The sequence below is a fragment of the Methylocystis heyeri genome (assembly GCF_004802635.2).
In the GTDB taxonomy this organism is placed as follows: domain Bacteria; phylum Pseudomonadota; class Alphaproteobacteria; order Rhizobiales; family Beijerinckiaceae; genus Methylocystis; species Methylocystis heyeri.
In genome coordinates, this window is record NZ_CP046052.1 from 1553548 (window position 1) to 1577413 (window position 23866).

At 61.4% G+C, this 23866-nt stretch carries 24 protein-coding genes and 1 tRNA gene; 13 read left to right on the forward strand and 12 right to left on the reverse strand.

What is annotated here, in order from left to right; translation table 11 throughout:
• The first annotated feature begins 199 nt into the window (after nucleotides 1-199).
• Nucleotides 200-275: transfer RNA gene (locus H2LOC_RS07005), tRNA-Glu, on the forward strand.
• Nucleotides 276-587: 312 nt separating this feature from the next.
• On the opposite strand, the gene H2LOC_RS07010 is transcribed toward H2LOC_RS07005, so the two are convergent.
• The 5 genes from H2LOC_RS07010 to H2LOC_RS07030 all read right to left on the reverse strand — a co-directional run bounded on the left by H2LOC_RS07010 (nucleotide 588) and on the right by H2LOC_RS07030 (nucleotide 5739).
• Nucleotides 588-1304 (reverse strand): ABC transporter permease, encoded by a 717-nt coding sequence (locus H2LOC_RS07010; RefSeq protein WP_136495745.1) that lies wholly within the window; start codon nucleotides 1302-1304, stop codon nucleotides 588-590.
• A gap of 36 nt (nucleotides 1305-1340) precedes the next feature.
• Entirely contained in the window at nucleotides 1341-2156 is an 816-nt protein-coding gene (locus H2LOC_RS07015; protein ID WP_202620542.1) for an SGNH/GDSL hydrolase family protein, read from the reverse strand.
• Complete coding sequence (locus tag H2LOC_RS07020) at nucleotides 2153-3259, reverse strand: alginate O-acetyltransferase AlgX-related protein (protein ID WP_202620543.1); 1107 nt, start codon at nucleotides 3257-3259, stop codon at nucleotides 2153-2155. Before H2LOC_RS07020 ends, H2LOC_RS07015 begins: the two co-directional genes overlap by 4 nt.
• Nucleotides 3260-3319: 60 nt before the next feature.
• Complete coding sequence (locus tag H2LOC_RS07025) at nucleotides 3320-4735, reverse strand: MBOAT family O-acyltransferase (protein WP_136495747.1); 1416 nt, start codon at nucleotides 4733-4735, stop codon at nucleotides 3320-3322.
• A gap of 201 nt (nucleotides 4736-4936) precedes the next feature.
• A protein-coding gene (locus H2LOC_RS07030) for an IS5 family transposase (protein ID WP_425487309.1) occupies nucleotides 4937-5739 on the reverse strand; the annotation gives its coding sequence in 2 pieces (ribosomal slippage) (nucleotides 4937-5410 and nucleotides 5413-5739; 801 coding nt in all).
• A gap of 368 nt (nucleotides 5740-6107) precedes the next feature.
• Here H2LOC_RS07030 and H2LOC_RS07035 point away from each other — a divergent pair.
• The gene (locus tag H2LOC_RS07035) at nucleotides 6108-7589 is read left to right on the forward strand and encodes an ATPase domain-containing protein (RefSeq protein ID WP_136495749.1); all 1482 of its coding nucleotides are present in this window, start codon (nucleotides 6108-6110) and stop codon (nucleotides 7587-7589) included.
• A gap of 4 nt (nucleotides 7590-7593) precedes the next feature.
• Entirely contained in the window at nucleotides 7594-9153 is a 1560-nt protein-coding gene (locus H2LOC_RS07040; protein WP_136495750.1) for an ATP-binding protein, read from the forward strand.
• A gap of 107 nt (nucleotides 9154-9260) precedes the next feature.
• Here H2LOC_RS07040 and H2LOC_RS07045 read toward each other — a convergent pair whose 3' ends face one another.
• Nucleotides 9261-9461, reverse strand: a complete 201-nt coding sequence (locus H2LOC_RS07045) for a hypothetical protein (RefSeq protein ID WP_136495751.1) — start codon at nucleotides 9459-9461, stop codon at nucleotides 9261-9263.
• 45 nt (nucleotides 9462-9506) lie between these two features.
• On the opposite strand from H2LOC_RS07045, the gene H2LOC_RS07050 reads away from it, so the two are divergent.
• Complete coding sequence (locus H2LOC_RS07050) at nucleotides 9507-9803, forward strand: hypothetical protein (protein ID WP_136495752.1); 297 nt, start codon at nucleotides 9507-9509, stop codon at nucleotides 9801-9803.
• Nucleotides 9803-10564, forward strand: coding sequence for an Imm52 family immunity protein (locus H2LOC_RS07055; protein ID WP_136495753.1), 762 nt, complete (start codon nucleotides 9803-9805; stop codon nucleotides 10562-10564). The genes H2LOC_RS07050 and H2LOC_RS07055 overlap by 1 nt, the downstream gene beginning before the upstream one ends.
• Before the next feature lie 126 nt (nucleotides 10565-10690).
• Here the strand turns inward: H2LOC_RS07055 and H2LOC_RS07060 are convergent, their stop codons facing one another.
• Both H2LOC_RS07060 and H2LOC_RS07065 read right to left on the reverse strand, forming a co-directional pair.
• On the reverse strand, nucleotides 10691-11314 hold the full coding sequence (locus H2LOC_RS07060) for a hypothetical protein (protein WP_136495754.1): 624 nt from the start codon (nucleotides 11312-11314) through the stop codon (nucleotides 10691-10693).
• An 18-nt stretch (nucleotides 11315-11332) separates the two neighbouring features.
• Nucleotides 11333-12124 carry a DUF2092 domain-containing protein gene (locus H2LOC_RS07065; protein WP_136495755.1) on the reverse strand — a complete coding sequence of 264 codons (792 nt, stop codon included), beginning with the start codon at nucleotides 12122-12124 and terminating at the stop codon, nucleotides 11333-11335.
• A 231-nt stretch (nucleotides 12125-12355) separates the two neighbouring features.
• On the opposite strand from H2LOC_RS07065, the gene H2LOC_RS07070 reads away from it, so the two are divergent.
• The 3 genes from H2LOC_RS07070 to H2LOC_RS07080 all read left to right on the forward strand — a co-directional run bounded on the left by H2LOC_RS07070 (nucleotide 12356) and on the right by H2LOC_RS07080 (nucleotide 15075).
• Nucleotides 12356-13165: a HEAT repeat domain-containing protein gene (locus H2LOC_RS07070; RefSeq protein ID WP_136495756.1), complete on the forward strand. Its 810-nt coding sequence runs from the start codon at nucleotides 12356-12358 to the stop codon at nucleotides 13163-13165.
• A 94-nt stretch (nucleotides 13166-13259) separates the two neighbouring features.
• Nucleotides 13260-13835, forward strand: a complete 576-nt coding sequence (locus H2LOC_RS07075; protein ID WP_136495757.1) for a hypothetical protein — start codon at nucleotides 13260-13262, stop codon at nucleotides 13833-13835.
• 88 nt (nucleotides 13836-13923) lie between these two features.
• Entirely contained in the window at nucleotides 13924-15075 is a 1152-nt protein-coding gene (locus H2LOC_RS07080; protein ID WP_154331587.1) for an AAA family ATPase, read from the forward strand.
• A 30-nt stretch (nucleotides 15076-15105) separates the two neighbouring features.
• Here H2LOC_RS07080 and H2LOC_RS07085 read toward each other — a convergent pair whose 3' ends face one another.
• Entirely contained in the window at nucleotides 15106-15495 is a 390-nt protein-coding gene (locus H2LOC_RS07085) for a helix-turn-helix domain-containing protein (protein WP_154331588.1), read from the reverse strand.
• Nucleotides 15496-16138: 643 nt separating this feature from the next.
• Nucleotides 16139-16546, reverse strand: coding sequence for a winged helix-turn-helix domain-containing protein (locus H2LOC_RS07090; protein ID WP_162009712.1), 408 nt, complete (start codon nucleotides 16544-16546; stop codon nucleotides 16139-16141).
• 635 nt (nucleotides 16547-17181) lie between these two features.
• Between H2LOC_RS07090 and H2LOC_RS07095 the strand changes: the two genes are divergently transcribed.
• The 5 genes from H2LOC_RS07095 (at nucleotide 17182) to H2LOC_RS07115 (ending at nucleotide 21803) form a co-directional block, all read left to right on the forward strand.
• Nucleotides 17182-17520 carry a P-II family nitrogen regulator gene (locus H2LOC_RS07095; protein ID WP_136495760.1) on the forward strand — a complete coding sequence of 113 codons (339 nt, stop codon included), beginning with the start codon at nucleotides 17182-17184 and terminating at the stop codon, nucleotides 17518-17520.
• An 81-nt stretch (nucleotides 17521-17601) separates the two neighbouring features.
• Nucleotides 17602-19047: an ammonium transporter gene (locus H2LOC_RS07100; protein WP_246207155.1), complete on the forward strand. Its 1446-nt coding sequence runs from the start codon at nucleotides 17602-17604 to the stop codon at nucleotides 19045-19047.
• A gap of 114 nt (nucleotides 19048-19161) precedes the next feature.
• Entirely contained in the window at nucleotides 19162-19500 is a 339-nt protein-coding gene (locus tag H2LOC_RS07105) for a P-II family nitrogen regulator (RefSeq protein ID WP_136495762.1), read from the forward strand.
• A gap of 438 nt (nucleotides 19501-19938) precedes the next feature.
• Entirely contained in the window at nucleotides 19939-21345 is a 1407-nt protein-coding gene (locus H2LOC_RS07110; RefSeq protein WP_246207052.1) for an outer membrane beta-barrel protein, read from the forward strand.
• 230 nt (nucleotides 21346-21575) lie between these two features.
• Nucleotides 21576-21803, forward strand: a complete 228-nt coding sequence (locus H2LOC_RS07115; protein ID WP_136495763.1) for a hypothetical protein — start codon at nucleotides 21576-21578, stop codon at nucleotides 21801-21803.
• A 106-nt stretch (nucleotides 21804-21909) separates the two neighbouring features.
• Here H2LOC_RS07115 and H2LOC_RS07120 read toward each other — a convergent pair whose 3' ends face one another.
• Complete coding sequence (locus H2LOC_RS07120; RefSeq protein WP_136495764.1) at nucleotides 21910-22908, reverse strand: PAS domain-containing sensor histidine kinase; 999 nt, start codon at nucleotides 22906-22908, stop codon at nucleotides 21910-21912.
• Nucleotides 22860-23663: an MEDS domain-containing protein gene (locus tag H2LOC_RS07125; protein ID WP_162009713.1), complete on the reverse strand. Its 804-nt coding sequence runs from the start codon at nucleotides 23661-23663 to the stop codon at nucleotides 22860-22862. The genes H2LOC_RS07120 and H2LOC_RS07125 overlap by 49 nt, the downstream gene beginning before the upstream one ends.
• Nucleotides 23664-23866: the final 203 nt, after the last annotated feature.

Genomic DNA, 23866 nt, shown 5'->3' on the forward strand with positions numbered 1-23866 from the left:
GCAAACGGGAAGCTCACAAGCGCGCACATCGATCGAATGGCAACGTTCGATCGACAGGAAGTCGCGGCAGATCAAATCCCTGCGGCGAATGCTCCTCGTGAGACTTATCAACTTTTTCTTCGCCGGGGACGCTTGTCATCCGGCCCCCGCCCCTCTATAGATCAGTTCGCTTCGTCGCGCCGCTGCGCTGCGAGAGCCCGCGCCCATCGTCTAGAGGCCTAGGACGTCGCCCTTTCACGGCGAAAACAGGGGTTCGAATCCCCTTGGGCGCGCCAAAGAAATCAAGCACTTACGAATAGTTTTTATACCCAAGTCCGGCGCGTACCCAACATTTGCCTGATAAGCGTGGGCGGACGACAGCTCTCTGCCCGACTCGCATGAGATCGCCTGTCATGGTGACCGAGCGCTTAGCCTCGCGCACCAAAATGGCGGTGCTGTAGTCGGCTTCGATGGGCTTGGCTGTTGACCGGCGTTTCCCGTCACCCATCGCCTTGAGCGCCATCCAGCGTCTTGAAGCGCGAGCGCAAGACTACCAGCGCGCCGCGCCCACGGCCTGAGCGCAACTTCACTCGAACCAGCGGCTTCGGTCAGCGCAAGTAAGGCGCTATCGTATTCTTCGAGATGAACGCGATCGGCGCGCCCTCCGGCGCCATCAGCCAAACGCTGTATTGGCCGCCGGCATCGAGAGGCCCCAGGTTCAGTGCGACCATTTGGGCGGAGCCGCAACTCGCAATGACGCGTGCGTTTGGCGCGGGATTGACTGAGCGACCGCGCATTAGGTTGGGACCGACGTTCAAGAAAATCGCTTGTCCATCCGGTTCAATCTGCAAATTCGCCCCGGCGCAATCCGGCACGGCGTTGTAAAAGGCGAGCCTGGCCTTGTTCTGGCTCAATTCGGCCTGGTCGATCACTACTCTAGCCGCCAGGCCACCCCCGGACCGTTCTAGCAAGACAGTCTGGAACACGCCCGGCGTCAACGCGAAGCTCGTCCTGGCCTTCCCGCCCAGTTCGACGAAAAACGTGCGATCTACGACATCCTCGACGCCATAATAGGCAGAAATGCGCCCGGCCCCTTCCGTCGTGAGCGTCATCGGTTCGGTGATGCTTTCAGGTTTGACGATGACGTCGCCGGGAAGAGCGCTGGCGAAACGAACAAAGGCAAACCCCGCCGGAAGCCGCTCATACAGCGACATCTGCGCCGAGGCGGTCGTCGCCGATAGAGCAAGCATGACGAGGACGCGCCATCCGCCAAATCGCCGCACTGGCTTGGCGTGGATGCGAAATATTTTTGCTGGGCTCGTCATTGTCGTCCAAACTCCCCACGGCAGGCGCGACAAGGTTCAGTGCCCCGCACGCTTCTCGGGAATGCACTGTGCTATGGCGGTCGCGAGGGCCGCTCCCCATTGCCGATACCCGAGCGTCGTAAAGTGCATACCGTCGAAGGTTTTCCATTCTCCCGGCGCCGCAAGCGCGAGCGAATCGACGTAAACACACGGGCCGACCTGCGTCGCGAGGAAACTGGACATTTCCTTCGCCCGCTCGAAGGTCTTGAAAAACGGGCCGCCTTCGGAGCCCCACGCCGGTCCGACCCAGATGCAGGACACATGATGCGCTGTGATGCGGCTGGTCAGCGCCTTGACGTTTTCGCTAATCCATTGCTTCGGCATGTCGCGCCGGCCGTAGGCGGCCATGGTGTCGCCTATGCTGACGACGACCACGTTGGGCTTGACGCGATCGATCAGCGCGTCGATCGGCCAGCTTTTGGCTCCTGTCCGGTATTCTTCCACTGGACCGTCGCCGCCGCGGTGGGCGGTTCCGCAGGATGCGAAAGTCGAGTCGATCCACTCGCCCGCGGTAAGGCCGCAAGCGCCAAAAGTTTCCACCTGCGCCCCCCGCTGCAACAATTCGTTATGCAACGTCGTGATGAGATAATTTTCCCTGGAAAAATGACTGTCGCCTATGATCAGAAAGGCGACACCGGCAAGAATGTTCTGCATGTCCAAGGCCCATCGCTCAAAAACGTCGCAAGCGAACAGGGCAATAGAGCCAGACAGCGTCAAAGCCAGGCGCGCCGCAACTTTCGCTAACTCGTATCTAGCATCCTTTAAAATTGGCTGAAACCTGAATAGTCGCAGATTGATGATGAGGCCGATCACCGTTGGAAAAACTCGAGCAAGGCGCGGTCGTCCGCATTGAGCGGCGGGGAAAGTGCGCGTTCGGGGAACTCCCATATGATCAGGCGCGGTGGAGTTTCGGAAAAGCGCGCTCCCCTGAAATAGTGGTTCGCCGAGCCCGCGAAACCGCCGCCGGCTTCGGCCAGATTGTCGACGGGCGCGCGCAGATATTCCTGCAACCGCCCGTGGAAATTGGCGTTGAGCGCATACGAACTTCCCAGAAGCACGATCCTGTCGCCCGGATCCTCGTCGAGCAGGCCGACGCTTTCGGCGCGCTGGGTCGCGACCGTGCGTTCGACTAACTGACGATCCGGCCGCGGCCGGAGTTTTAGCCAGATGTCAGGGGTCGCGTCGAGGCTCATGAGGCGCAGTAGATCACCGGGCCAGTCGGTTTCGACTGTGGCTTTCTCCGTGTGAAAACCAAAACGCCGCTCGATCGGCGCGGTGACCGCCTCGGCGACGCTTTTGGACGCGATCGCGGCGCCCGTCTGGTTCCAATGCGTGTCGGTCCGATAAAACATCGGCTCCCGTGCACGCGCCGCCGCGAGCGGCGCCAGCAATTCCACTGTCGCGATCCCCTGGTCGCGGAGAAGTCTCATGAGCGCCCCATAGCGCTGGTCGGCTTGCGCTGTCCGGTGCGATCCGCACAGGGCTCCAGCCTCCACGCGCGCCTTGTCCGGCACGGGCGCGACCACCAATTGAATTCCATCTCCTGCCAGGCGCGCGGCGATCCGGCCCAGGCCGGCGACCCTTTCGCGCATATGCGCTTCGGCGTCCGGCCAGTTTCGCAATTCCTCCTTGAAAAACAGCCAGTCATCGCATCCCACGTCGACCTGCGGACCGCCGGAGCGAAACACACGCCAACGCAAAATGCCGCCGATCATGCGCAAGGCGCCATCAGCCGGCAAATAATGCGCTTCGATAAAATTCACCGTCCGCGCGGCGCGTCCGTCGAACAAGGCTTGCAGATTGGCGATGCGCGCCAAGCGACGCTCCGCGACGTTCGTCGCAAGCGCGGCCGAGCCCTGCCAGGCGCCGACGATCAGCAGAGCGATCAAGAACAGGCCTTGCAATCGCGCGGACATGGAGCGGCTTCGACGCGCCATCTTGTTTGCGCTTGGAGTCGGGTCCTGGCAAGCCATGGGCTAAAACTGGAAATAGAGGAAAGGAGCGGCGTCGCGGCTGTAAAGCAGCACGATCGACAGGCCGAGTGCGGCGAAGGGACCAACGGCTTTCGCAAGGCGAAAGAGGACGGCCGGACGCCTCCGCGCAAGCCAGTTTGGGCGGAGCGGCAGGAAGACGAGGGCGACAGCGATGGCCATGAACCATAGCTCATCCGGCGTTATCCGCCAGGCGAGATCGTCGGATAAGGCGAAGCCGTTAAAACCCAGCATGCCCCAATAAATCGCCGAGGCCTCCTGAAGGTTTTTCGCGCGAAACACCACCCAACCGACGATCACGGCCAGCAAGGTCAGGGCGTTGGCGAAGGCAAACGGCATTCGCCTACTTGGCGCCGGTCGATGCGACCACCGCCGATGCGCCGCGAGCAGGCCGCCATGCCAAACCCCCCAAAATATGAAATTCCAGCTTGCCCCATGCCAAGCGCCGCCGATACCCATGACCAGCATGAGGTTCGCGTAAGCGCGCGCCGGGCCTAGCCGATTTCCCCCAAGGGGAATGTAGAGGTAATCGCGCAGGAACCGCGACAGCGTCATATGCCAGCGGCGCCAAAACTCCTGGATCGAGCCGGACAGATACGGATTGTCAAAATTTTGCGGAAAATGAAAGCCCATCATGCGCGCAAGACCGATCGCCATCAGCGAATAGCCTGCGAAGTCGAAATAAATTTGCAGCGTGTAGCCCAGAGCCGCGAGCCAGCCTTCGACAAATCCTGGTTCGCTGAGCGCGAATGCGGCGTCCACCAACGGGCTGATCGTGTCGGCGATGGCTACTTTCATCGCCAAACCGATTGCGAAAATGCGCCCACCCAAGCCGAATTGCTCCAGGGAATGGTCGCGTCCCTTCATTTGCGAGGCGATCTCGGCGTAGCGGACGATCGGACCGGCGATGAGCTGGCAAAAGATCGCCTTGTACGCGGCGTAGTCCACGAGCGAACGCGCTACCGGCGCGTCGCCCCGGCGAACATCGACCAGATAGGAGATCGATTGCAGTACGTAAAACGACAGCCCGACAGGCAAGATGACGTCCGTCCAGGCGATCGGGCGAAAGCCTAGCGCTCCGATCACCTGGTTGAAGGTGGCGACGCCAAAATTCGCGTATTTGAAATAAGCGAGCGACGCCAAATTGCCGACGAGTCCGACCACCATGAGCCTGCCGCCGCAAGAGGACCTCGGCCCGACGGCCTCCATCATCCTGGCGACGACATAGGTGAAGACCGTGACCCCTACGAGGAGCACGAGGAAGTCGACCCGCCACCAGGCGTAAAACGCCCAGGAAAACAATAGAATGACCCAACTTCGCCGCGCCGTGGGCGCCAAGAAATAGATCGTCAGGAACGCAGGTAGAAACAGGAAAAGAAACTCGAAGGAAGCAAATATCATGACTAGACGCCGCACGATCGCCGCAACAGGCGCGCGTTTGCGAGGACGCGCTCGTTGGTCTGCCCGATGCTCGCCACTACGTAACCTGCGAAGCGTTGGCGTTCCGTTAAGCCGGGAGGTTCGGCAGCGGCCTGGATGTCGCCGAACCTCATGCGCAGAGAGGAGCTACGACGAAAAAGGGCCGGCCTCGGGCAATTTAGGTCACCGACTCATAAATCTTATCCAGATTTTGACTGCGGCGAGTTTGGCGAGAGCGAGGTAGTTAGCGTCGTGCTTTTCGAAGCGCGTCGCTACAGCCCTGAAGTGTTTGAGCTTGTTGAAGAAGCGCTCGACGAGATTGCGGTATCGATAAAGGAAGGGGCTGAAGGCTGGGACATTAACCCGCCCCGGCATGGGCTTGATGTTGGCCCAAGCGCCTCTTTCCTCGAGAGAGCTTCGTAGGGCATCGCTGTCATAAGCGCGGTCAGCGAGCAGAATTTGGCCATCGCCAAGGCCTCCCAGCATGTCTGCGGCGCTCTTGCCATCGTGAGCCTGGCCTTCCGTGAGCTTCAGGGCGATCGGTAGGCCATTGGCGTCGACAAGCGCATGAATCTTCGTTGTCAGTCCGCCGCGCGAGCGCCCCATGCATCGGCTTGCAGAGAGGTTCCCAACGGCGGCCGGCGTTTCGCCTTCGCCCCCTTTTTACCGTTGGCGCCATGCTGATGCACCCGGATGGAGGAAGAATCGATCATTTGCAAATCGCCGTCATAGGCCTTGGAGACCGCCTCGAAGATGCGGTCCCAGACGCCAAGCCTGCGCCAGCGCACGAAGCGGTTGTAGCAGGTCGTCGCTGGTCCGTAGCGTTCGGGAATATCGGCCCAGGGCGACCCCGTTCGCAGCCGCCAATAGATGCCGTTCAGCACTTTGCGGTCGTCCGCGCGAGCAACCCCGCGCGGCTTGTTCGGCAATAGCGGCGCAATGATCGACCACTCGAAATCCGAAAGTTCATACCGGCGCTGGCTCATTCTCGCTCCTCCAAGGAGCTTGAATCACTATTCGCTTGAAAACGGAATCCCCTTTATGAGTTTGTGGCCTAGAGCGCGTTCGGTTTAAACACCGTCGAACGCGGTCCAAATTTCACTCGCAGAACATGTTCTTTTTTAAAAACCGCTTCGCAATTTTTAGGAACAGGCTCTAGCTCTGGACGCGGAATTCTATTTGATTTCGTTGTATAAACGGAAGCGTATCTTTGCACTCGAAAACTTTCTGCTGGAATATTACCTAAGGACGAGACTAAGGGCCGCGCCAAAAACAGAATTCTCGGCTTCCACCATTGATGGCTGATCGCCAATATGCTTGTATCGATTTCGGTTTTATTACGAGGCTGCGGCGCATGTCTGGATTGCTCGTCCCGGTTCCCCGGTTCCCGTCGGGGGTTCCGGGCCTCGACAATGTTCTGCAGGGCGGCCTGCCGCGCAACGCGTCCATCCTCGTGGAGGGGCCGCCGGGAAGCGGAAAGACGACCATCGCGCTGCAATTTCTGCTGCAGGCCGTCCGCGATGGCGAGAGCTGCCTGCTGGCGACCAATGCCGAAACGCCGGAACAGCTTCGGGCGATCGGCCTCTCCCACGGCTGGAGCCTCGACGGGATAAACATCACCGACCTCGCAGATGCTTCCCCGGCGGAAGAGCAGGGCGAATATACGCTCTTTCCCGAAGCCGAAGTCGAGGTGGACGAAACGCTGCGCCATCTCTTTGAAGAAGTCGAACGGCTGCGGCCTAGCCTTCTGGTGCTCGACACGATCTCGAGCCTGCGGATTCTGGCTCCGACGCCGGCGTTTCACCGGCGTCAACTGAAGCGCATTCGCGATCACATGGCCGCGCGCAATTGCACGACGATCATGCTCGACGAAGCGTCGATGACGGAAAAAGACCTGCGCAGCCAGACGCTCGCCGACGGGATCATCGAACTCAAGCAGGTTGATTGCAATTACGGCGCGGACCGCCGCCGGCTGAGGGTGCGAAAGCTGCGCGGCTGCCGCTATCTCAGCGGCGCGCATGATTTCACCATCGTCTCGGGAGGGCTGGTCGTCTACCCGCGCCTTGTCGCCCAAACTTACGAACCCGCCAAGCTCGGCCCGGATCTGCAAAGCGGCATTCCGGCGATCGACGCGCTTACGGGCGGCGGTCTGCCACGAGGCTCCAGCACGCTGATCATCGGGCCCGCGGGCATCGGCAAGTCGACGATATCCACGCTCTATGCGATGGAAGCGGCGAAACGAGGGGAAAAGAGCAGCATCCTGCTTTTCGACGAGAGCGTCGAAACCCATATGGCTCGAGGCGAGGGTCTGGGGCTCGACATAAGCGGAGCGACGGACTCCGGGCTCGTCCGCCTGAACCATCTCGACCCCGCCGAACTCAGCGTCGGGCAAATCGCGGAGCTTCTCGTGCGGCAGGTGGAGGAGGAGCACATCGCCGTGGTCGTGATCGACACGCTGAACGGCTATCTGCAATCGGCCATGGACGAGCCGACGGTGCTGCTGCACATCCGCGAGCTCATCACTTACCTCAGCCGCCGAAACGTGGCGATATTCCTGACCCTCACCCAGCATGGCATCCTCGGCTCCGAGATGCAGGCGCCGATCGATCTGAGCTTTCTCACCGATAATGTCGTTCTGCTGCGTTACTACGAGGTTGGCGGGGCTATCCACAAGGCGCTGTCCGTGGTGAAGAAGCGCAGCGGGCGTCATGAGCGCACCATCCGCGAGCTTGTCCTTGATGCCTGCGGCGTCACAGTGAGCGAGCCGCTCGAGGGCTTCTCGGGCGTTCTAACGGGCACGCCCGTATACAGCTCGATGCCGAGCCGCGACGGTTGAACGCATGAACCAAAGCGGCGATCGTGCGAGTTCCGAAACAGGCCAGCGCATCCTGATCCTGACGCCGTGGGGACGCGACGCCTCTCTCGCCGATCAGACGCTCGGCCGCAGTGGTCTCGCGACATGCATTTGCGGCAGCCTCCAGGAATTGCGGCGGGAGATCGACCTCGGCGCGGGTTGCGCGTTGATCGCGGAAGAGGCTCTGCCGACGGCGCTTGCCGACAGCCCCGAGGATTGGTTGGGCAGCGAGCCGTCCTGGTCGTCGCTGCCGGTGATCATACTCCTCGGCCGGGGCGCTTCGCTGCGGAACATCCCGGCGTTGCGCGCGCTCGAAACCCGGCCGAACGTCGGTTTTCTGGAGCGGCCTGTCCCGAAGCGGACCCTTATCAGCGCCCTGCGCGCCGCCCTGGAGGCGCGCCGGCTTCAATATGCCGTCCGCGACGCTCTCGAAGAGCTTCGCATCGCCAACCGCAGGAAGGACGAGTTCCTTGCGATCCTGTCGCACGAATTGCGCAATCCTTTGGCTCCGATCCGCAGCGCGGTCTATGTGTTGAATCGACTGGAGTTCGGCCCGCCCGCCTCGCATGATCGGGCGCGCGCGCTGATCTCTATGGTGGAGCGCCAGGTCGATCATCTCGTCCGGCTCGTCGACGATCTGCTGGAGGTTTCCCGCATCACGACCGGCAAGATCACTCTCGCCAGGCGACGTACGGACCTCAAGGCGATCATTCGCCAGGCCCAGGAAATCAGCCAGCCGCTGATCAGCGCCGAAAGCCACGCCTTGGCGATTTGCTTGCCCGACCGGCCTGTCTTCGTCGATTGCGATACGGTCCGCCTCGCGCAGGTTTTCGCCAACCTCCTGAACAACGCGGCCAAATACTCCCCGAGCGGCGGCAAGATACGCCTCTCCCTGCGGGCGGAGGGCGCGAGGGCGATCGTCTCCGTGCGCGATGACGGCATCGGCATATCCCCTGAGATGCTGCCCAAGGTGTTCGACCTGTTTTCGCAGTCCCACGGCGGCTCCGGCCGCGAACAAGGCGGCCTCGGCATCGGCCTCGCGCTGGCGCGAAGCCTGGTCGAATTGCATGGCGGCGCAATAGAAGCGCACAGCGACGGCGAGCATCGCGGCAGCGAATTCATCGTGCGTCTGCCGCTGGCGGATTGCGGCGAAGAGCCGGCCGGCGCGGGGCCCTGCGCCGCCGAGGCCGCAGATGTGAAGGCTCTCGTCGTCGACGACGATCGCGACGTCGCGGACAGTTTCGCATTGCTGCTGAAGTCGATGGGCGTAGAGAGCCGGGTCGCCTATGGCGGCCAGGAAGCGCTCGGGGCGGTGTCGGATTTCGAACCGCATGTCGTCTTCCTCGATCTCGGCATGCCGCTGATGGACGGCTATGAGACGGCGAAGCGGATACAGGCGGCGCCGGGAGGAAAAGACATCGTTCTGGTCGCGTTGAGCGGATGGGGCCGGAGCGAGGATCGCGAGCGCACCAGAACGGCAGGATTTTCCCACCATTTCGTCAAGCCGATGGATCTCGCCGCGCTACGCCATCTGCTTGCGTCCTAATTCTGGCGAGTGGATAGCCGAGGCGCGCCGCGCCCCTCAGCTCTTCCTGATTTCCTCGAGAATTTGCTCCGGCGCCGTAACCAGCTTGGGCTCGCCCAGCGCTTCGATCAGCGCCGGATGCAGGTGCGCGCGAACCGAAGTTGCTCGCCCTCATCCGCATAAATCTCAGCATAGCCTGGATATTCGAGGCTCCAATCTTTACCGCTCGAACCGCTGAGGTAAGAACCGAAACATTGCTTCACGAGCGAGCTCGGGAATGGGGCGGCCTCTCCGTTGTGAAAATCATCCAGAAAGATTTCGAAGCCCATATTTGTCTCCGGGCGCGGGAAACAGTAAGAACATAGGGAGAACATTTGAAGCTGTCAATTCCATCGGCGACGGCAATCGAGCGGCGCGAGAGCGACGGAACCATGATCGACGCCAAGGGGCCTGGCCTTGCCTGGATGCTAAAAGCTGGCGGAAAACCCGAACTAAGCTTTTACCACGAATTGGAGGATCAGGCTGAACGCCAAGTCAGCGCCGCCGGATCGCGCGATATCGAATGGTATTTCGCCGAACCCGAGGCCGCCGAATTGGCGCGAAAGTGGTTTGAGGCAAACGACAGGTATAGCAAGATCAAAATAATCGTCGTACCCCCGGAGCTGTGGTGATGACCCGTCCGCCAATAGGCATAGAAATCAAAGGCAAGAGCAAAGATTTTTTCATAGGCGCCGATTGGGAAGCGCGCGCCGAGACGCCGGACAATCTCGCCGCGCGTTTCCTGCGCATGATCGACGCCTTGAAAGAGATCGACCCCGTTTTCAGCCTCTGGACCTGCGGCGCGCGACGCCCGGAGAAGCTCGAAGAAGTTCGCGACCGCTACGCCGCGGAAGTCGCCGCGGGCGTGGCGCGGGACGAATGGACCAACAAACCCTGTCCGGAAGAGGGCTATTCCTTCGGCGCCTTCACGCGCAACACGCCGAAGGCGCGTTCCTTTTCTGTGTTATGCCGGACGGGCTCGCAACTCAGAAATGTGTTCGGGAATCGCGTTACACTTTCCACCGAGGCTGATATCCCCTCCCGGCCGGATGAGAATGTCGTGAGCTACCGCATCTTTCGCGCCGCCCTGCTCGCAATCGTCGACGCCTGGGATCCCGTCCATGCGAGGGCGATGTCACACCCGCTCGTTCGAACATATGGGGGCGGCATATTTTTCGGGCCTGCCTGGATGAAATATCTCTGTCCCTGGCTCGCCGAAATGATCACGCCGCCTTCGACCGTCCTGGCCGAGCGTCTACCGAACGGAGGCCTCTTGATGACCGCGACGACCGAAACCTTCGATGTCGATAATCCCGCGCATATGGCCGCCGCCAAAGACATGGCGAAGGCCATGGCACCTCTCGACAGGCTGCCCTGGCCATCCGGCAGATGAGCGGACATCAGACGCTAGAGCGCATTCTCTAGGGTAGAACTCATTTCCGAGAACGCCGCCCGCTCTCGGAAAACTTCTCGCTCCAGCGCGCGCTTCGCCTGGAATGGCGCCGTTCGAGCGGCCGCGTCAGAGCGGATCGACAACGACGTAATAGACCCCGTTGTTGCCATATCTCGGCGCGAGCCAGGAGCCGTTGCAGACATAATAGGAGTCGCCGCCGACATCCCGCGGAACGCATGCGGGAGGGAGCGTGGCGAGCGTCGCGCCGACCGCAAGGGCGGCGGCCGCCGCGCCGACAGCCGCCCCGGCTGCGACCGCGCCGCAGTTGTAGCAGCCCCCTGCGTAATAGCTGTTGACGACGGTGGGGCCATGATAGCCGTAGCCGCCGACGACAGCTCCCCCGTGGTAGCCGTCCGAATGCCAGGTGCCGCCGTTGCCGTTGACGCCGCCCGCATGCCAGGCGCCGCCCTCTCCGGCTTCGCCGGCTGCATGCCAGCTTTCGCCTCCGGCGGTCGTGCCCCCGGCATGGTAGGCTCCGTCATCGCCGCCGGCATGCCATGTGCCGCCGTCGCGGGTCTCGCCGCCGGCGTGGAAGCCGCCTTCGGGTCCGCGAGCCGCGGCGAAACCGCCGCCTCCGAAGCTGCGGCCTCCAAAGCCGCCGCCGCCGAACCCGCCGCGAAAGGCGAGCGCCGGCGTGATCGCAGCGGCGGCCATCGCGACGACGGAAATGGAAATGAAGAGCTTCTTCATATCGGCTGCCTCATGACGTTAGCGCTTGACGGAATGAGCTTCACCCGGCTTTTCGAACTTGATGCGTCCGGCTTTCGCGGAGCCCGGGGCGCGCGCGAAATTGAGCTTCGCGGCGCCGAGGCGCCAATTTGAAAACTCGATCATGCTTCGCGACTTTTCCTTGCCGTTGGTCGGATTGAGCCAGACCAGGCGAGGCAGCTTGTCTTTCGCGCCGATCCAGAGCTGCGCCTGAAAATCCTTGTTTGCGATTGCGATAATGTCGGTCGTCGTTCCGCCCACGACTTCCGATTTGCCCATCACGAAGGCCGAGGTCAGCTTCTCCGTTATGGCGGCATAGGGATCGTCGACGATGAAATCGACGAAAGGAAAATAGATCCCCGCCTTGCTGTAGGCGGCCTCCAGCATTTCCTCGAGATGAGGCGGCGCGGTTTCCACCGCGATCAGGTTGGACGCCGGCAGATAAACGGCGAATTCCTTGCCGTCGTAATAGAATTCGGATTTCGGCCCGTCGCCGAGCACCTCGACTTTCAACTGGTCTGGACGGCGCAGGCTGATCCTGGAGTCGACCATATAGAAAAGAGGCTGTCCGTTGGACGCGGGTTCGTCGAAGGCGCGGCGGACGCTGAAAGAAAGCGACTTGGCTTTCGCAAGCGTCTCGCTCATTTCCTTCAATATGTTGAGAGCGGCCGGAGCTATGGCCTCCGGCGCCTTTGAGGTCGCCGCAGGGGCTTGCGGCGTCTCGGCGCGAAGCGGGGCCGCCAGGCAGGTCGCCAAGGCCGCGCTCAGCAGAATGTACGAAATTCGCTTCATTGTCGCTCTGCGCTCCTATGTTGAAGCGTTCTAAACGGACACGCGCTAAATTGAGGGTTTCCACCCAGCTCAAACTATGCGCCAAAGAAATGCCCTCCGCAAGTTTGGACGCGCCAGACGGTTAGCGGCGTTTTTACTGTTTCCGTCCGGCCCGATTACGAAACTTTCGCTCTATACAATCTGACCGGATAATCGGAGCATGCCCTATCGAGGGTTTTCAAAAATTTCGCCATGACAGACTCTCCAGACATCCACGCGCTTTTCGAACGCACGCTCACGTCTTCAGGCGACGATGAAGACGACGAAGCGTGGGCAGCCGTTCGCGAACTCCGATTGCTCGGCTCGCGAGAGGTTTTCGACATTGCAGTTCAGTGGCTGCACGACAAAGACCCGCTGCGCCGCCAGCGCGGCGCGGATGTGCTGGCTCAAATGGGCGTCGGGCGAGAGCGGCGAAGCGCCTTTCCGATCGAGGCGCGCGATGCGCTCGTCGTTCTGCTTGCGCGTGAAACGGAGGCCGAGCCCATCGCCTCCGCGATTTTTGCTCTCGGCCATATTGGCGATTTAGCGGGCGTCGCTCAAACGCGGCGCTTTGCCGCGCACGATCGCCAGCTTGTGCGATACGCCGTAGCTTTCGCGCTCGGCAGTTGCGCGGATGATCCCGCCAATATCGCGATCCTGATGCAATTGATGCGCGACGAGGACGAAGTCGTGCGCGATTGGGCGACATTCAGCCTTGGTGAACGAGGCGACGCCGACAGCGAAGAAATTCGCAACGCGCTTGTTGAGCGTCTCGGCGACTCTTTCTTCGATGCGCGTCTCGAAGCCATAATGGGCCTCGCCAAGCGTGGCGATCCGCGCGCGCTGCCGGCGCTTCTCGAAGATTTGCTCCATCCCGACGGCGAAACCCGCGGCGCAGTATCCGCCGCCTGCCGTCTCCTCGGACTCGAGGACGCGCCGAAGGAATGGCGCGGCGCCGATTACGCAGCCGCCCTGGAAAAGAAATTCGGCTCGCAGGCGCTCAAGGAGTCTTCTCCCGACTGACCGGCGACACAAGGGCGCATATGGCGGTCCTGCTTCCCGGCTGATTTCGGGTCTCGCACTTGCTAAACTCTCTTGGACAAACCGGGGGAAGGACATGATCGCAGCGGCGCTACGCGGCGTGGGAGTCGGGGCCAGTCTTCTTGTTTCCGCGGCCAGCGCCGGCGCAGCGGAAAACCCGCCGCTCGCGGGCTGCTACGAACGCGTCTACGACAAGGGACATCTATCCGCGCATAAGGATCAGATCGTCACCCGCGTGCGGCTGAAGATTCGCGCGGCCCCGGAATGGGAGCCTCAGTCCGCCACAGACCCGCAGCGCATCGTCGCCGACGCCGATCTCCGGATCTGGGCGCACGGCGCCAAAAAGCGCTTCGATTCGACAGGCGCCTGCTGGAAGCAGGGCGAAGAACTCATGTGCAACGCCTCTCTGTCGGCGGCCGAAATCGACCCCTGCAAATCCAAGGGGGACGGCGTGCGCGATTGCCGCATCGACGCGAGCGACGCCGGCTCGTTCCGCCTCTCGCCGAAGCCGGAAGGCCTCCTGCTCGCCGTACACAAGCGGCTGGAATTGCCGGAGACCGGCCCCGACGCCAGCGCTCCGTTCCTGTATCTGAGCCCGGACAACCCGGAAAATCACGCTTTCCTGCTGAAGCGGTCGTCCTCCTGCGATTAGCGGGCGCAAATGCGGGCGCCGGCAATGCTTCCTCGGCGCCGGAGCCCCGTCTTCAGGCCGGACTATTTCGTTGAACGGATCGCCTTCCTTGATTACGCGCCTCGCCGTTTCCGGCTATCGCTCTTTGCGCAACGCAAAATTCGCGCTGACCCCGCTCACCCTGGTCACGGGCGCCAACGGCAGCGGCAAGTCCAGCCTCTATCGCGCGCTCAGGCTCCTCGCAGATGTCGCACAAGGCCGCATCGTGCAATCGATCGCCGCAGAGGGCGGTCTGCAATCGATCCTCTGGGCCGGTCCCGAGACTTTTTCGCGCGAGGTGAAAGCGGGCGCATATCCGGTCGAGGGCCTCGTGCGCCGCAAACCGATCGCTTTGAAGCTCGGCGTTTCCGGGCCGCGCTACGGCTATTCGATCGACCTCGGCATGCCTTCCGCGCCCGCCGTTTTCGCGCTCGATCCACAGATCAAGCTCGAAGCCCTCTGGCTCGGCGAAACGCTGGGCCGTTCCAATCTTCTCGCCGAGCGACGCGGTCCCGGCGTGCGCCTGAAGAACGAAAACGGCCTATGGCGTCAGGCGGCAACCGCCTTGAACCCATTCGACAGCATGGCGACGCATTGCGCGGATCAGCGAGAGGGGTTCGAGCTTTTCCAGTTGCGCGAAACCATGCGCGGCTGGCGCTTCTACGATCAGTTTCGGACCGACCGCGACGCGCCGGCGCGAAGGCTGCAGATCGGCACCTACACGCCCGTCCTCGCCAGCGACGGCAGCGATCTCGCGGCGGCGCTCCAGACCATCGCGACGATCGGCGACGGCGAGGCGCTGGACGCCTCGGTTGCGGACGCTTTCCCCGGCGCCAGCGTGGTGTGCCGGGAATCGGACGGTCATGTCGAAGTGGAGATGCATCAACACGGGCTGCTGCGCCCGTTGCGAAGCCCCGAGCTTTCGGACGGCACGCTGCGCTATCTTCTTCTGCTCGCCGCTCTGCTGACGCCGCGGCCGCCGCAACTCATGATACTCAACGAACCGGAGGCGAGCCTGCATCCAGATCTGATCGCGCCGCTCGCGCGTCTCGTCATGGCGGCTTCGAAACGGACGGGCCTCATCGTGGTGTCGCATTCGCGAAAGCTCGTCGACGCCTGTCTCGACACGCCAGGGGCGAGCGAAATCCGGCTGGAAAAGCAGTTCGGCGAAACCCTCGCGCCCGATGCGCAAGCGCCCAAATGGGTGTGGCCGTCGCGATGATCTTCGTCGAGGCCGATGGTGTAAAGGCTTTTACTGCCTGCTCGATCTCGACCAGACGATCGCCCTGTCGCGCAGCCTCAACCCATTCGACTCCACCCAGGCGATGACCTCTTTCTGGCCTTTCTCCCCCAGGTTGGGAATGCCTCTGAGGTCGAACCTGTCGAAATTCCGGACCACCCACTCAGGATTTATCTCGCTCATTTCCACCGGAGCGACAGGATTATGCAACAAGGCTTTCATCGTTCGCGTGGAAAGCGCGCCGACCGGCAGTTTCGACCGCATCTCCTCGGCGGTCTCGCGGTCGATTATCTGGTATATCCGTTGCGGAGAGACGTTGAATGTCTTCGAAAGCGCCGATACGGGCTCACCGCTCCTGTATCTGCTTACGATATCGAGGGCTTTCACGTTATCCTGCTGCATTTCGCCGCTCTGTATTGCGCCGCCGGAGTATCGATCAGCTGCTTCGCTCGTCTCACTGACAATCTGGTTTCCAGTGACGGATGCCTTTCGCTATTTCGGTCGGGCTATAGGAGACGAAGCATCCTTTGGCTTCGCTGGGGCCCGTCTTGGCGGTTTCCGCCGCAGGACGCTCTAACGCAGGGCTGCTGGAGAATCCGAGGAGCGCGAACAGTCCGTCTAATGGAGACTCTGCTCTGGCTGTATTCGTCAGCATCGCAGCAAATATCGCACCTGCCACGACAGCCCAAACATGGCCGCCTATACGTATCATCGTCGGCATTCTTTCTTCAATCACGCCAGCATCAGACATATACGATACGCGCATATGACAATCAGCTTCGGCTCATGTATTTATTATCATGAACTCATTTAATACAGATAAAGCCAGCAATTCTCTATTATAATCTTCGCGTCATAATATAACTGCACATATACAAACCATAACATTTACACAACGCACAAGAGTCAAGACGTCTACTCTCGGATCAAGAGATTACTCCCCGAGCATTGAGTTCTTCGTGCATTTTGCCGAGGGGAAATCGGCCGTCATTTGGCTGCGCTCCTCCCGCCGCGAGAGCGTTCCCCGCGCTCCCTTCGGCCTTGGTCACCGGGGGCGCGCCGCTTCGTTCGGCGCCATCCGGTAGCCCGATCCTTTCTCGGTCAGGAGCACCTTCGGCCGCTCGGGATCGTCCTCGATTTTTGCGCGTATGCGGCCGATAAAGACGCGCAGATGCTGCGCCGCGCCGGCAGGTCTCGGTCCCCACACGAGTTCAATCAGTTCGAGGGGGGATACGACGCCGCCATTGGCGTTCGCCAGCACATGAAGCGCCTCGAACTCTTTGGGCGAAAAGCAGACGGACCGCGCTCCACGCTCCGCGATCCGCCTGGCGGCGTCTATGGTCAGATCGCCGACCCTGTACAGGACAGCCGCCGGTTCGCGCTCGCGCCTTTCCACCTCCCGCTGCAGCCCGGCGCCGGCCTTACCCGAACCCCCTTCTCGATCGTTCCTCAACTTTGCACCATGGGAAACGCTCCCCCTGCTCAAAAAAGCCGACTCGGCCGCTTTCGCCTGTCGTCATGTTCAGGTGATCTTCCGTCATCTTCGCATAAGGATTCCATAAGTTTTTCGTAATGCTCGCATAAGCAGTTCATAAGTAGGGCACATATTATGGCGCCCAAAATATAGGCGCCGTAATTGTCCCCCGCGAGACGCTCGAATGGCCCTCCTCATGCCCAAATCGGGCGTCGCACATGGTGGAAAATGAGCCGACAGCCGCCGCTAAAACGTCGCAGACGGCAGTAAAACCCTAGACGCCCCGCCCTCCGCGGTCCGCGATTTCCGCCGGAGAAACGCCCTTTTCCGCGTCATGTCATTACGTGAGAGTTATCGAAACGCCCGAACCGAGCGTACGAAACCGGCAGGCTCGGACTTGAAAGACGACCGCGAACGCCGGTCTCGCACGATCCCTGCCCAAGAAACATTTCTGCTTAATTTGTGGTCATATGCCGCTAGCTTAATCTTGCTAATTTCGTCGGCATTTCGACAATTGGAGGGGATGCACCCCCCGGCATCGCGTTGAAGCTCAAAGGCGAAGCGTCTCAATTTTTTAACATTGGCGCTTTTCGGGGACGACACAGGATAGGCAGATGAAACTCATCATCGCGATCATCAAGCCGTTTAAACTCGACGAGGTTCGGGACGCGTTGACCGCTATCGGCGTCAACGGTCTCACCGTTACGGAGGTCAAAGGTTACGGTCGACAGAAGGGCCACACCGAAATCTACCGGGGCGCCGAATACACCGTAACTTTTCTGCCAAAAATAAAAGTGGAGGTCGCGGTCCCTGCGAATATGGCGGACCAGGCGACGGACATCATCCAGAACACCACGCGCACCGGCCAGATCGGAGACGGAAAGATCTTCGTGTTGCCGGTGGAGCAAGCCATCCGCATCCGCACCGGTGAAAAAGACGCGGACGCGCTCTGATCGTCTGTCCCCAAAGTCCAGGAGCAAAACATGAGTTCCCGTCTGCCTCGCGGGCTCAATAGAGCCGCGATCGTTTCTGCGATGCTTATTGCCGCTACGCCGGCCTTGGCCGCCAGCAATGCGCCCGTTCCCAATCCCGGCGACACCGCCTGGATGCTCACCTCGAGCCTTCTCGTGCTGATGATGTCGGTGCCGGGCCTCGCCTTGTTCTACGGCGGCCTCGTGCGCACCAAGAACATGGCCTCCATCCTGACGCAGACCTTCATGATCGTCGCGCTGGTCGGCGTGTTGTGGACCCTTTACGGCTACTCGCTGGCTTTCGGCGACGGCGGCTCGCTCAACGCCTTCATCGGCGGCCTCGGCAAGGCCTTCCTCAAGGGCGTCGACGCTTCCTCGACCTCCCCGACCTTCACCCCCGGCCACGTCATTCCCGAATACGCTTACTTCGTATTCCAGATGACCTTCGCCATGATCACCCCGGCCCTCATCATCGGCGCCTTCGCCGAGCGCATGAAGTTCTCGGCGGTGTTCACCTTCATCATCGGCTGGGTCACGCTGATCTATTTCCCGATCGCGCATTGGGTCTGGGCCGTCGCCGATCCCAACGTCATCGTCGACGCCGCGACCGAGCTCGCCGCAGCCACCACCGACGCGGCCAAGCAGGCGGCGCAGGCCAAGATCGACGCCGCCACGACCTCGGTCGGCTGGCTTGCCGGCGGCCTCGCCCCCTGGATGAAGGGCACCGGCGCGCTCGACTTCGCCGGCGGCACCGTCGTCCACATCAACGCCGGCATCGCGGGCCTCGTCGGCGCCATCATGGTCGGCAAGCGCATCGGCTACGGCAAGGAAGCCCTGCCCCCGCATTCGCTGACGCTCTCCATGGTCGGCGCCTCGCTGCTGTGGGTCGGCTGGTTCGGCTTCAACGCCGGCTCCAATCTGGAGGCCAACGGCACTACGGCGCTCGCCTTCGTCAACACCATGGTCGCCACCGCCGCGGCGGCGCTGTCCTGGCTGCTGACGGAATGGGCCGCCAAGGGCAAGCCCTCGCTGCTCGGCCTGATCTCCGGCGCGGTCGCGGGTCTGGTCGCCGTCACCCCGGCCTCGGGCTACGCCGGACCGATCGGCTCGCTGGTTCTCGGCCTTCTCGTCTCCCCGATCTGCCTGTTCTTCGTCTCCAAGGTGAAGAACGCCCTCGGCTACGACGACGCGCTGGACGTCTTCGGCGTGCACTGCATCGGCGGCATCACCGGCGCCCTGGCGACGGGCCTGCTGGTCTCCCCGACGCTGGGCGGCGTCGGCATCACCGACTACAGCAACATCGGAGAGAACTACGCCGGCAAATACGATCTCGTCGCCCAGATGATCGCGCAGGGAACCGCCGTCGTCGCCACCCTGCTCTACTCCGGCATCGGCTCGGCGATCCTCTACAAGATCGTGGACGTCGCCATCGGCCTGCGCCCGGCCCCGGATCAGGAACGCGAAGGCCTCGACATCTCCGACCACGGCGAGCGGGCCTACAACTCCTGACGGGTTGCAACAGCGGATGGAGAACGGCGCACAAGCGCCGCTCTTCATCCCCACGATCCCCGAACCGGTTTCAGGCCCCGCCTGTCGCCAGCTTCCAACGCGGGAACGATTGCCATGAAGGTCGTGGTCGCAATCATCAAGCCCTTCAAGCTCACCGACGTGCATTCCGCGCTGCACGCGATCGGCGTCGACGGTCTGACCGTGTACCAGGCCAAAGGGCACGGCCATCAAAAAGGGCATTCCGAGATCTACGGGTCCGTCGAATATGTCGCCCATTACCTCGCCAAGCTTCGCGTCGAGGTGATCGTCCCGGAGGAACAGGTCGAAGTCGTCGTGAAGGCGGTCGCAGACGCGGCCCGGACGGGAACCACCGGAGACGGCAAGATTTACGTCCAGCCGGTCGACAGCGTCACGCGCATCCGCACCGGCGACAGGGACGAACTCGCCCTGTAATCTTCGCGGCCGACATCGCGGTTCCTCCGCCGTTCGAGCTTGTTTGCCATTCGATATTCGCGTCCCGGTCGCAGACCGGCGTTTCACGCGCGCTCCCCGATCTCGACCGGATTCGACGCCCCTTCGGTAACGAGGCCAACGCCTTTTTTCTAGCCGTAGCGCATTGATTTAATTCATTGTTATGCCAGCGCAGCCCGCTGCGGCCGCCGCCTCGTCTTCCAGAAACCGCCAACGCCTTTGGAGAGGCCTTTCAAGCCCGGCTCGCCGTCCCGCCGCGTGACGAACCCTATTCGACTGCATCGGCCGAACCGCTCTGAAAACGGAAAAATTGTGACATTTTGGCCACGCGAATGGAAGAAAACATCCAACTCAATCAAGTATGCCTAATGTTTGTGCTATAGCCTACACCTTGAGCTTGTTTCCAGGCCGAATTTCCCGATGATCGTCTCAGAACACAACCTCAGAATCGGAGTGGTGAAAATGAAATGGTCCCTTGCCGCCGGCGTCGCGATGGCTGCTTTGGCCGCTGGTTCGGCGCTTGGCGCCGATGCGGTTGTAACGAAGAGCGCTCCCCCGGCGCCTCCGCCAACGTTCTGGGATAGCGTCACGATTACCGGCGACATCGAGGGCAGCACCACCATCAACTTCGCCAACCCCTACAACGGCATCAACTTCGGCCGCCTGTTCGACGACCGCGCGAGCACGCCCAATTTCAACCAGGCGGTTCTGACCGTCGCGCGGGCGCTCGATCCCAAGGCGACCGGCTACGACTTCGGCTTCAAGTTTCAGGCCCTCGTCGGCGAAGATGCGCGCTACCTCCATTATCTGGGCGAATTCGATTACCTGATGCATACGCGCACCCAGTTCGCCCCGATCGAGGCGAATGTGCTGGCGCATCTTCCCTGGACTTCGCCGGTCAGCGAAGGCGGCATCGACCTCAAGGTCGGCCAGTTCGCGACGCCGCTCGGACTGGAAGTCATCACCGCGCCCGACAACGCCTTCTACTCGCACAGCTTCATCTTCAACGCCGGCCCCTTCCAGCACACCGGCGTCCTGGCGACCGACCACGTCAACTCCTGGCTCGACATTTCCGCGGGCGTGACCAGCGGCGAAAACACCGGCCTCGGCTGGGCGGGCGACAACAACAACTCGCCCTCGATCCTCGGCGCCATCTCGATGAACTTCTTCGACGGCAAGCTGCTGATCAACGCCGCGACTCACGACGGCCCTGAAAACCCCATGCAGCTCGATCCGCTCATGGTCGGCTGGCCGAACGGCGTCGTTGGCGGCACGCCTGTGTCCTGCGGCTGCAACCCGAACAACACCTGGCGCTTCCTCAACGACCTCAACGTGACCTGGAAAGTGACCGACCAGTTCACCCTGATGCTGGACTCGGCCTATTATCACGACAACGGCTGGAACGTGAATCCGTTCACGCTGCGCAGCCAGGGCGTCTCCGCCTATGGCGCGGCCCTCTACGCTCTGTATAAGATCAATGATCTCTTCAAGGTCGGCGGTCGCGTGGAAGTCTTCCGCGACAACAACAACTTCTTCATCGGCGCCTTCCCCGGCTATTTCGACTTCGTCAATGTCGAGCATGGCTATCCCGCTCCGTCGGCCTACACCGCGGGCCCGCAGAACCAGGGAACCACCTATCTCGGCCTGACCGGCGGCGTGACCATCACGCCTGAGCTGCCGAAGAACCCCTATGTCCAGAACGTGGTTCTGCGTCCGGAAGCCCGCTGGGACACCACCCTGAACGGCGTGGCTCCTTTCGCGGGCAGGACCAAGAACAACAACTTCACTTTCGCCGTGGACGTGGTGCTTCCGTTCACGATCAAGTAACCAACGCCAGGCTGGAGCGCATTCCATCGCGGAATGCGCTCCAGAATCGCGCGGAGAAGGAAAGCTTCGCGCCGTTTCGCCTTGCCTTCGATATATCCCGGCGGCTAATTGGCAGTGGCCGTGAGAACGAGTATACGAACGGGATTCGCGGATATGTCCCTTTGGCGCGCGGCTTCGTGAGAATCCGGCCCATAGTGTGAGGCGTTTCGCGATCAATCAGGCGAACAAAAATGACGGACGTGCGAAGCGACGAGTTCGGGAAGTTTTTTGGGCTTGCGTTCGAATCCGTCGAACGTTTGGCCCGTGTTCTGTTCGATAAGCAGGAGCAAATGCTTCCCAACGGAGACGTTTGGGAAGAACTCGAGCCGCAGGACAGGATTTTCTGGATTTCGAGCGCAACAACCGTAATCGAAGAACTCGAGCGCATAGCTGCGGAACAGAGCCGCCAGGGAAGGTAACGCCCTTTCCCGCTCCCGAGGCGGCGAGCGGCGCTTGCGACGGCCCCCGCCCGCGAACGGAGCGTAGTGCGAGATCAGGCGCGGTCCACGAGTTGAAGCCTCGTTTCTATCGCCCGAGCTTTTGGGAACGGGTCTCCATCAGGCTGGATATTCCCTCCATGAGCGGCAAGGTGAAGCTGAGAACGGCTCCGCGCTCGATATTGTCCCGAGCCCAGATTCTTCCTTCATGAGCCTCCACAATCACGCGGGACATCGGCAGACCGACGCCCATTCCACCGTCTTTCGTGGAGGGCAGCGGCTCGAACAACTGGCCTTTGATGTCGTCGGGAATTCCGGTTCCGCTATCGGCGACGTCGACCTGAATATCTCCGTCCCGAACGGAAGTTGAAATAGTCAGGCGACGGAACTGGGTCTTTGTCATCGCTTCGATGGCGTTTTTCATGAGATTCGAGAGCACCTGCTGGATCTGCACGCCGTCGACCAGAACAGTGTCGTTGGAGGCGCCGAGTTCGAGTATGGCGACGACGCGCAGATCGGCGAACGTTCCCGCAAAACCTTCGCAAATCTGTTCTATCAGCCGATGCAGACTCTGAATCAGCATATTGGGTTCGCCCTGAGCGGCGAGTCCCCTCAGGCTGCTTATGATGCGCCCCGCCCGCTCCACCTGCTCGGAGGCGCGAGCCAGCGCGTCTTCTATTCGGACAGGATGCGCCTTATTCGGATGCTCGACGAGGCGCTCAATGACTTTGAGATAGGTTTTGGTCGCCGACAGAGGCTGGTTGAGTTCATGGGCGAGCCCGGCGGCTATGCCCCCCATCGCCGCCAGACGATCGACCTGCAGGCGCTTCAGCCGCGCCTCGGCCCGGTATTTTTCCGATAGGTCCCGTGCGCTGCCGACGAATATGGGGGAGCCCTGATGGGTGGTCTGCGCCAGATTCAGTTCGACCGGAAAAGCCTCGCCATTGCTGCGCCGCCCTATTGCCTCCTTGCAGCTGTGGATCCTGTTGTTCGTGCGGAGATGCAGAGCGGAGAGTTTGGCGCCGAGATCGGGAAGGATCAAACGTATTTCGGTCCCAGCAAGCTCTTCCGTCTCATAACCGAACATGCGAGCGCCCGCCGCGTTGATCGAAAGGATCGAGCCGGCTTGTCAAAAGCGACGATGGCGTCCTGAACGGCCTCCAGAATGGCGTGCTGGCGCCCTTCGCTTTCGCGCAAGGCCCGTCCCAGGCGGCGGCGGTTCACGCTTTTGAACGACAGCCAGCGCCCGTCCTCCTTGATCATGGCGAAATCATGGTTCGCGATGACGTCGAAGGTCTCGCGCGGATTGCAATTGGGCAAGGGATAGGCGCAAAGAGCGAGGATGGTGTCGGAGGCGATAACGCGCTCGACCATTTCTTCATAGCGCATGAAGCCGCGCCAATCGGCTTTCTCCAACCAGAAAGTGTCGCCGGAAAGACGCAGTCCGGCAAAGCCGAGCCGCTCCGCCGCTGCGAGCTTGTCGGCCCATGCCTGCATCACCCGCTCGCCGTCGAAACGGCCGTCTCGAAGGTACCAATCCGAGTAGCTGATGATTTCGAGCTGACCGGAGGCGATGAAGGAGTCTATCTCCGGCACCAGTTCTCCCAGCGACGCCTTGGCTCGCCGGGCGTTTACCTGATCGGAAGCGACCCACATGCAAAGTTCGTTTTCAGCCAGGCCCGCCGCAAAATAGGGCGCCACGACATCGAGCAACTCTTCCGGCGAGCTGTACAGAACGCAGAAATGCGCGCCCCATGGAATGTCGCCGAGAGCCTGCAGACCAGACTTTCGCAACGGTTCATGGCGCAAGGAATACCCGCGATCGCCCGTATAGTCGTCCACTGGTTTGCCGCCCGCTACGCTCGAGGCATCGCCGCAAAAGTCTAAGCGCCTTTTTGCGGTGAGAATGCACTCCGACTTACTGCTCTTGGCGCGATTTCTATTTGATCGAACGGCTCCGTTCGAACCGAAGGCGCCCGCTGACGCCGGATACCGCCGCTCTAGCGGACATTACACAAAAGCGAGAGGCTACCGCCAGCACAAAT

Coding starts and splice junctions, on each gene's coding strand:
- H2LOC_RS07010 (WP_136495745.1), bottom strand. CDS start 1,304: ATGACGAGCCCAGCAAAAATATTTCGCATCCACGCCAAGCCAGTGCGG.
- H2LOC_RS07020 (WP_202620543.1), bottom strand. CDS start 3,259: ATGTCCGCGCGATTGCAAGGCCTGTTCTTGATCGCTCTGCTGATCGTC.
- H2LOC_RS07025 (WP_136495747.1), bottom strand. CDS start 4,735: ATGATATTTGCTTCCTTCGAGTTTCTTTTCCTGTTTCTACCTGCGTTC.
- H2LOC_RS07035 (WP_136495749.1), top strand. CDS start 6,108: ATGTCTGGATTGCTCGTCCCGGTTCCCCGGTTCCCGTCGGGGGTTCCG.
- H2LOC_RS07040 (WP_136495750.1), top strand. CDS start 7,594: ATGAACCAAAGCGGCGATCGTGCGAGTTCCGAAACAGGCCAGCGCATC.
- H2LOC_RS07045 (WP_136495751.1), bottom strand. CDS start 9,461: ATGGGCTTCGAAATCTTTCTGGATGATTTTCACAACGGAGAGGCCGCC.
- H2LOC_RS07055 (WP_136495753.1), top strand. CDS start 9,803: ATGACCCGTCCGCCAATAGGCATAGAAATCAAAGGCAAGAGCAAAGAT.
- H2LOC_RS07060 (WP_136495754.1), bottom strand. CDS start 11,314: ATGAAGAAGCTCTTCATTTCCATTTCCGTCGTCGCGATGGCCGCCGCT.
- H2LOC_RS07065 (WP_136495755.1), bottom strand. CDS start 12,124: ATGAAGCGAATTTCGTACATTCTGCTGAGCGCGGCCTTGGCGACCTGC.
- H2LOC_RS07070 (WP_136495756.1), top strand. CDS start 12,356: ATGACAGACTCTCCAGACATCCACGCGCTTTTCGAACGCACGCTCACG.
- H2LOC_RS07075 (WP_136495757.1), top strand. CDS start 13,260: ATGATCGCAGCGGCGCTACGCGGCGTGGGAGTCGGGGCCAGTCTTCTT.
- H2LOC_RS07085 (WP_154331588.1), bottom strand. CDS start 15,495: ATGCAGCAGGATAACGTGAAAGCCCTCGATATCGTAAGCAGATACAGG.
- H2LOC_RS07095 (WP_136495760.1), top strand. CDS start 17,182: ATGAAACTCATCATCGCGATCATCAAGCCGTTTAAACTCGACGAGGTT.
- H2LOC_RS07100 (WP_246207155.1), top strand. CDS start 17,602: ATGCTTATTGCCGCTACGCCGGCCTTGGCCGCCAGCAATGCGCCCGTT.
- H2LOC_RS07105 (WP_136495762.1), top strand. CDS start 19,162: ATGAAGGTCGTGGTCGCAATCATCAAGCCCTTCAAGCTCACCGACGTG.
- H2LOC_RS07110 (WP_246207052.1), top strand. CDS start 19,939: ATGATCGTCTCAGAACACAACCTCAGAATCGGAGTGGTGAAAATGAAA.
- H2LOC_RS07115 (WP_136495763.1), top strand. CDS start 21,576: ATGACGGACGTGCGAAGCGACGAGTTCGGGAAGTTTTTTGGGCTTGCG.
- H2LOC_RS07120 (WP_136495764.1), bottom strand. CDS start 22,908: ATGTTCGGTTATGAGACGGAAGAGCTTGCTGGGACCGAAATACGTTTG.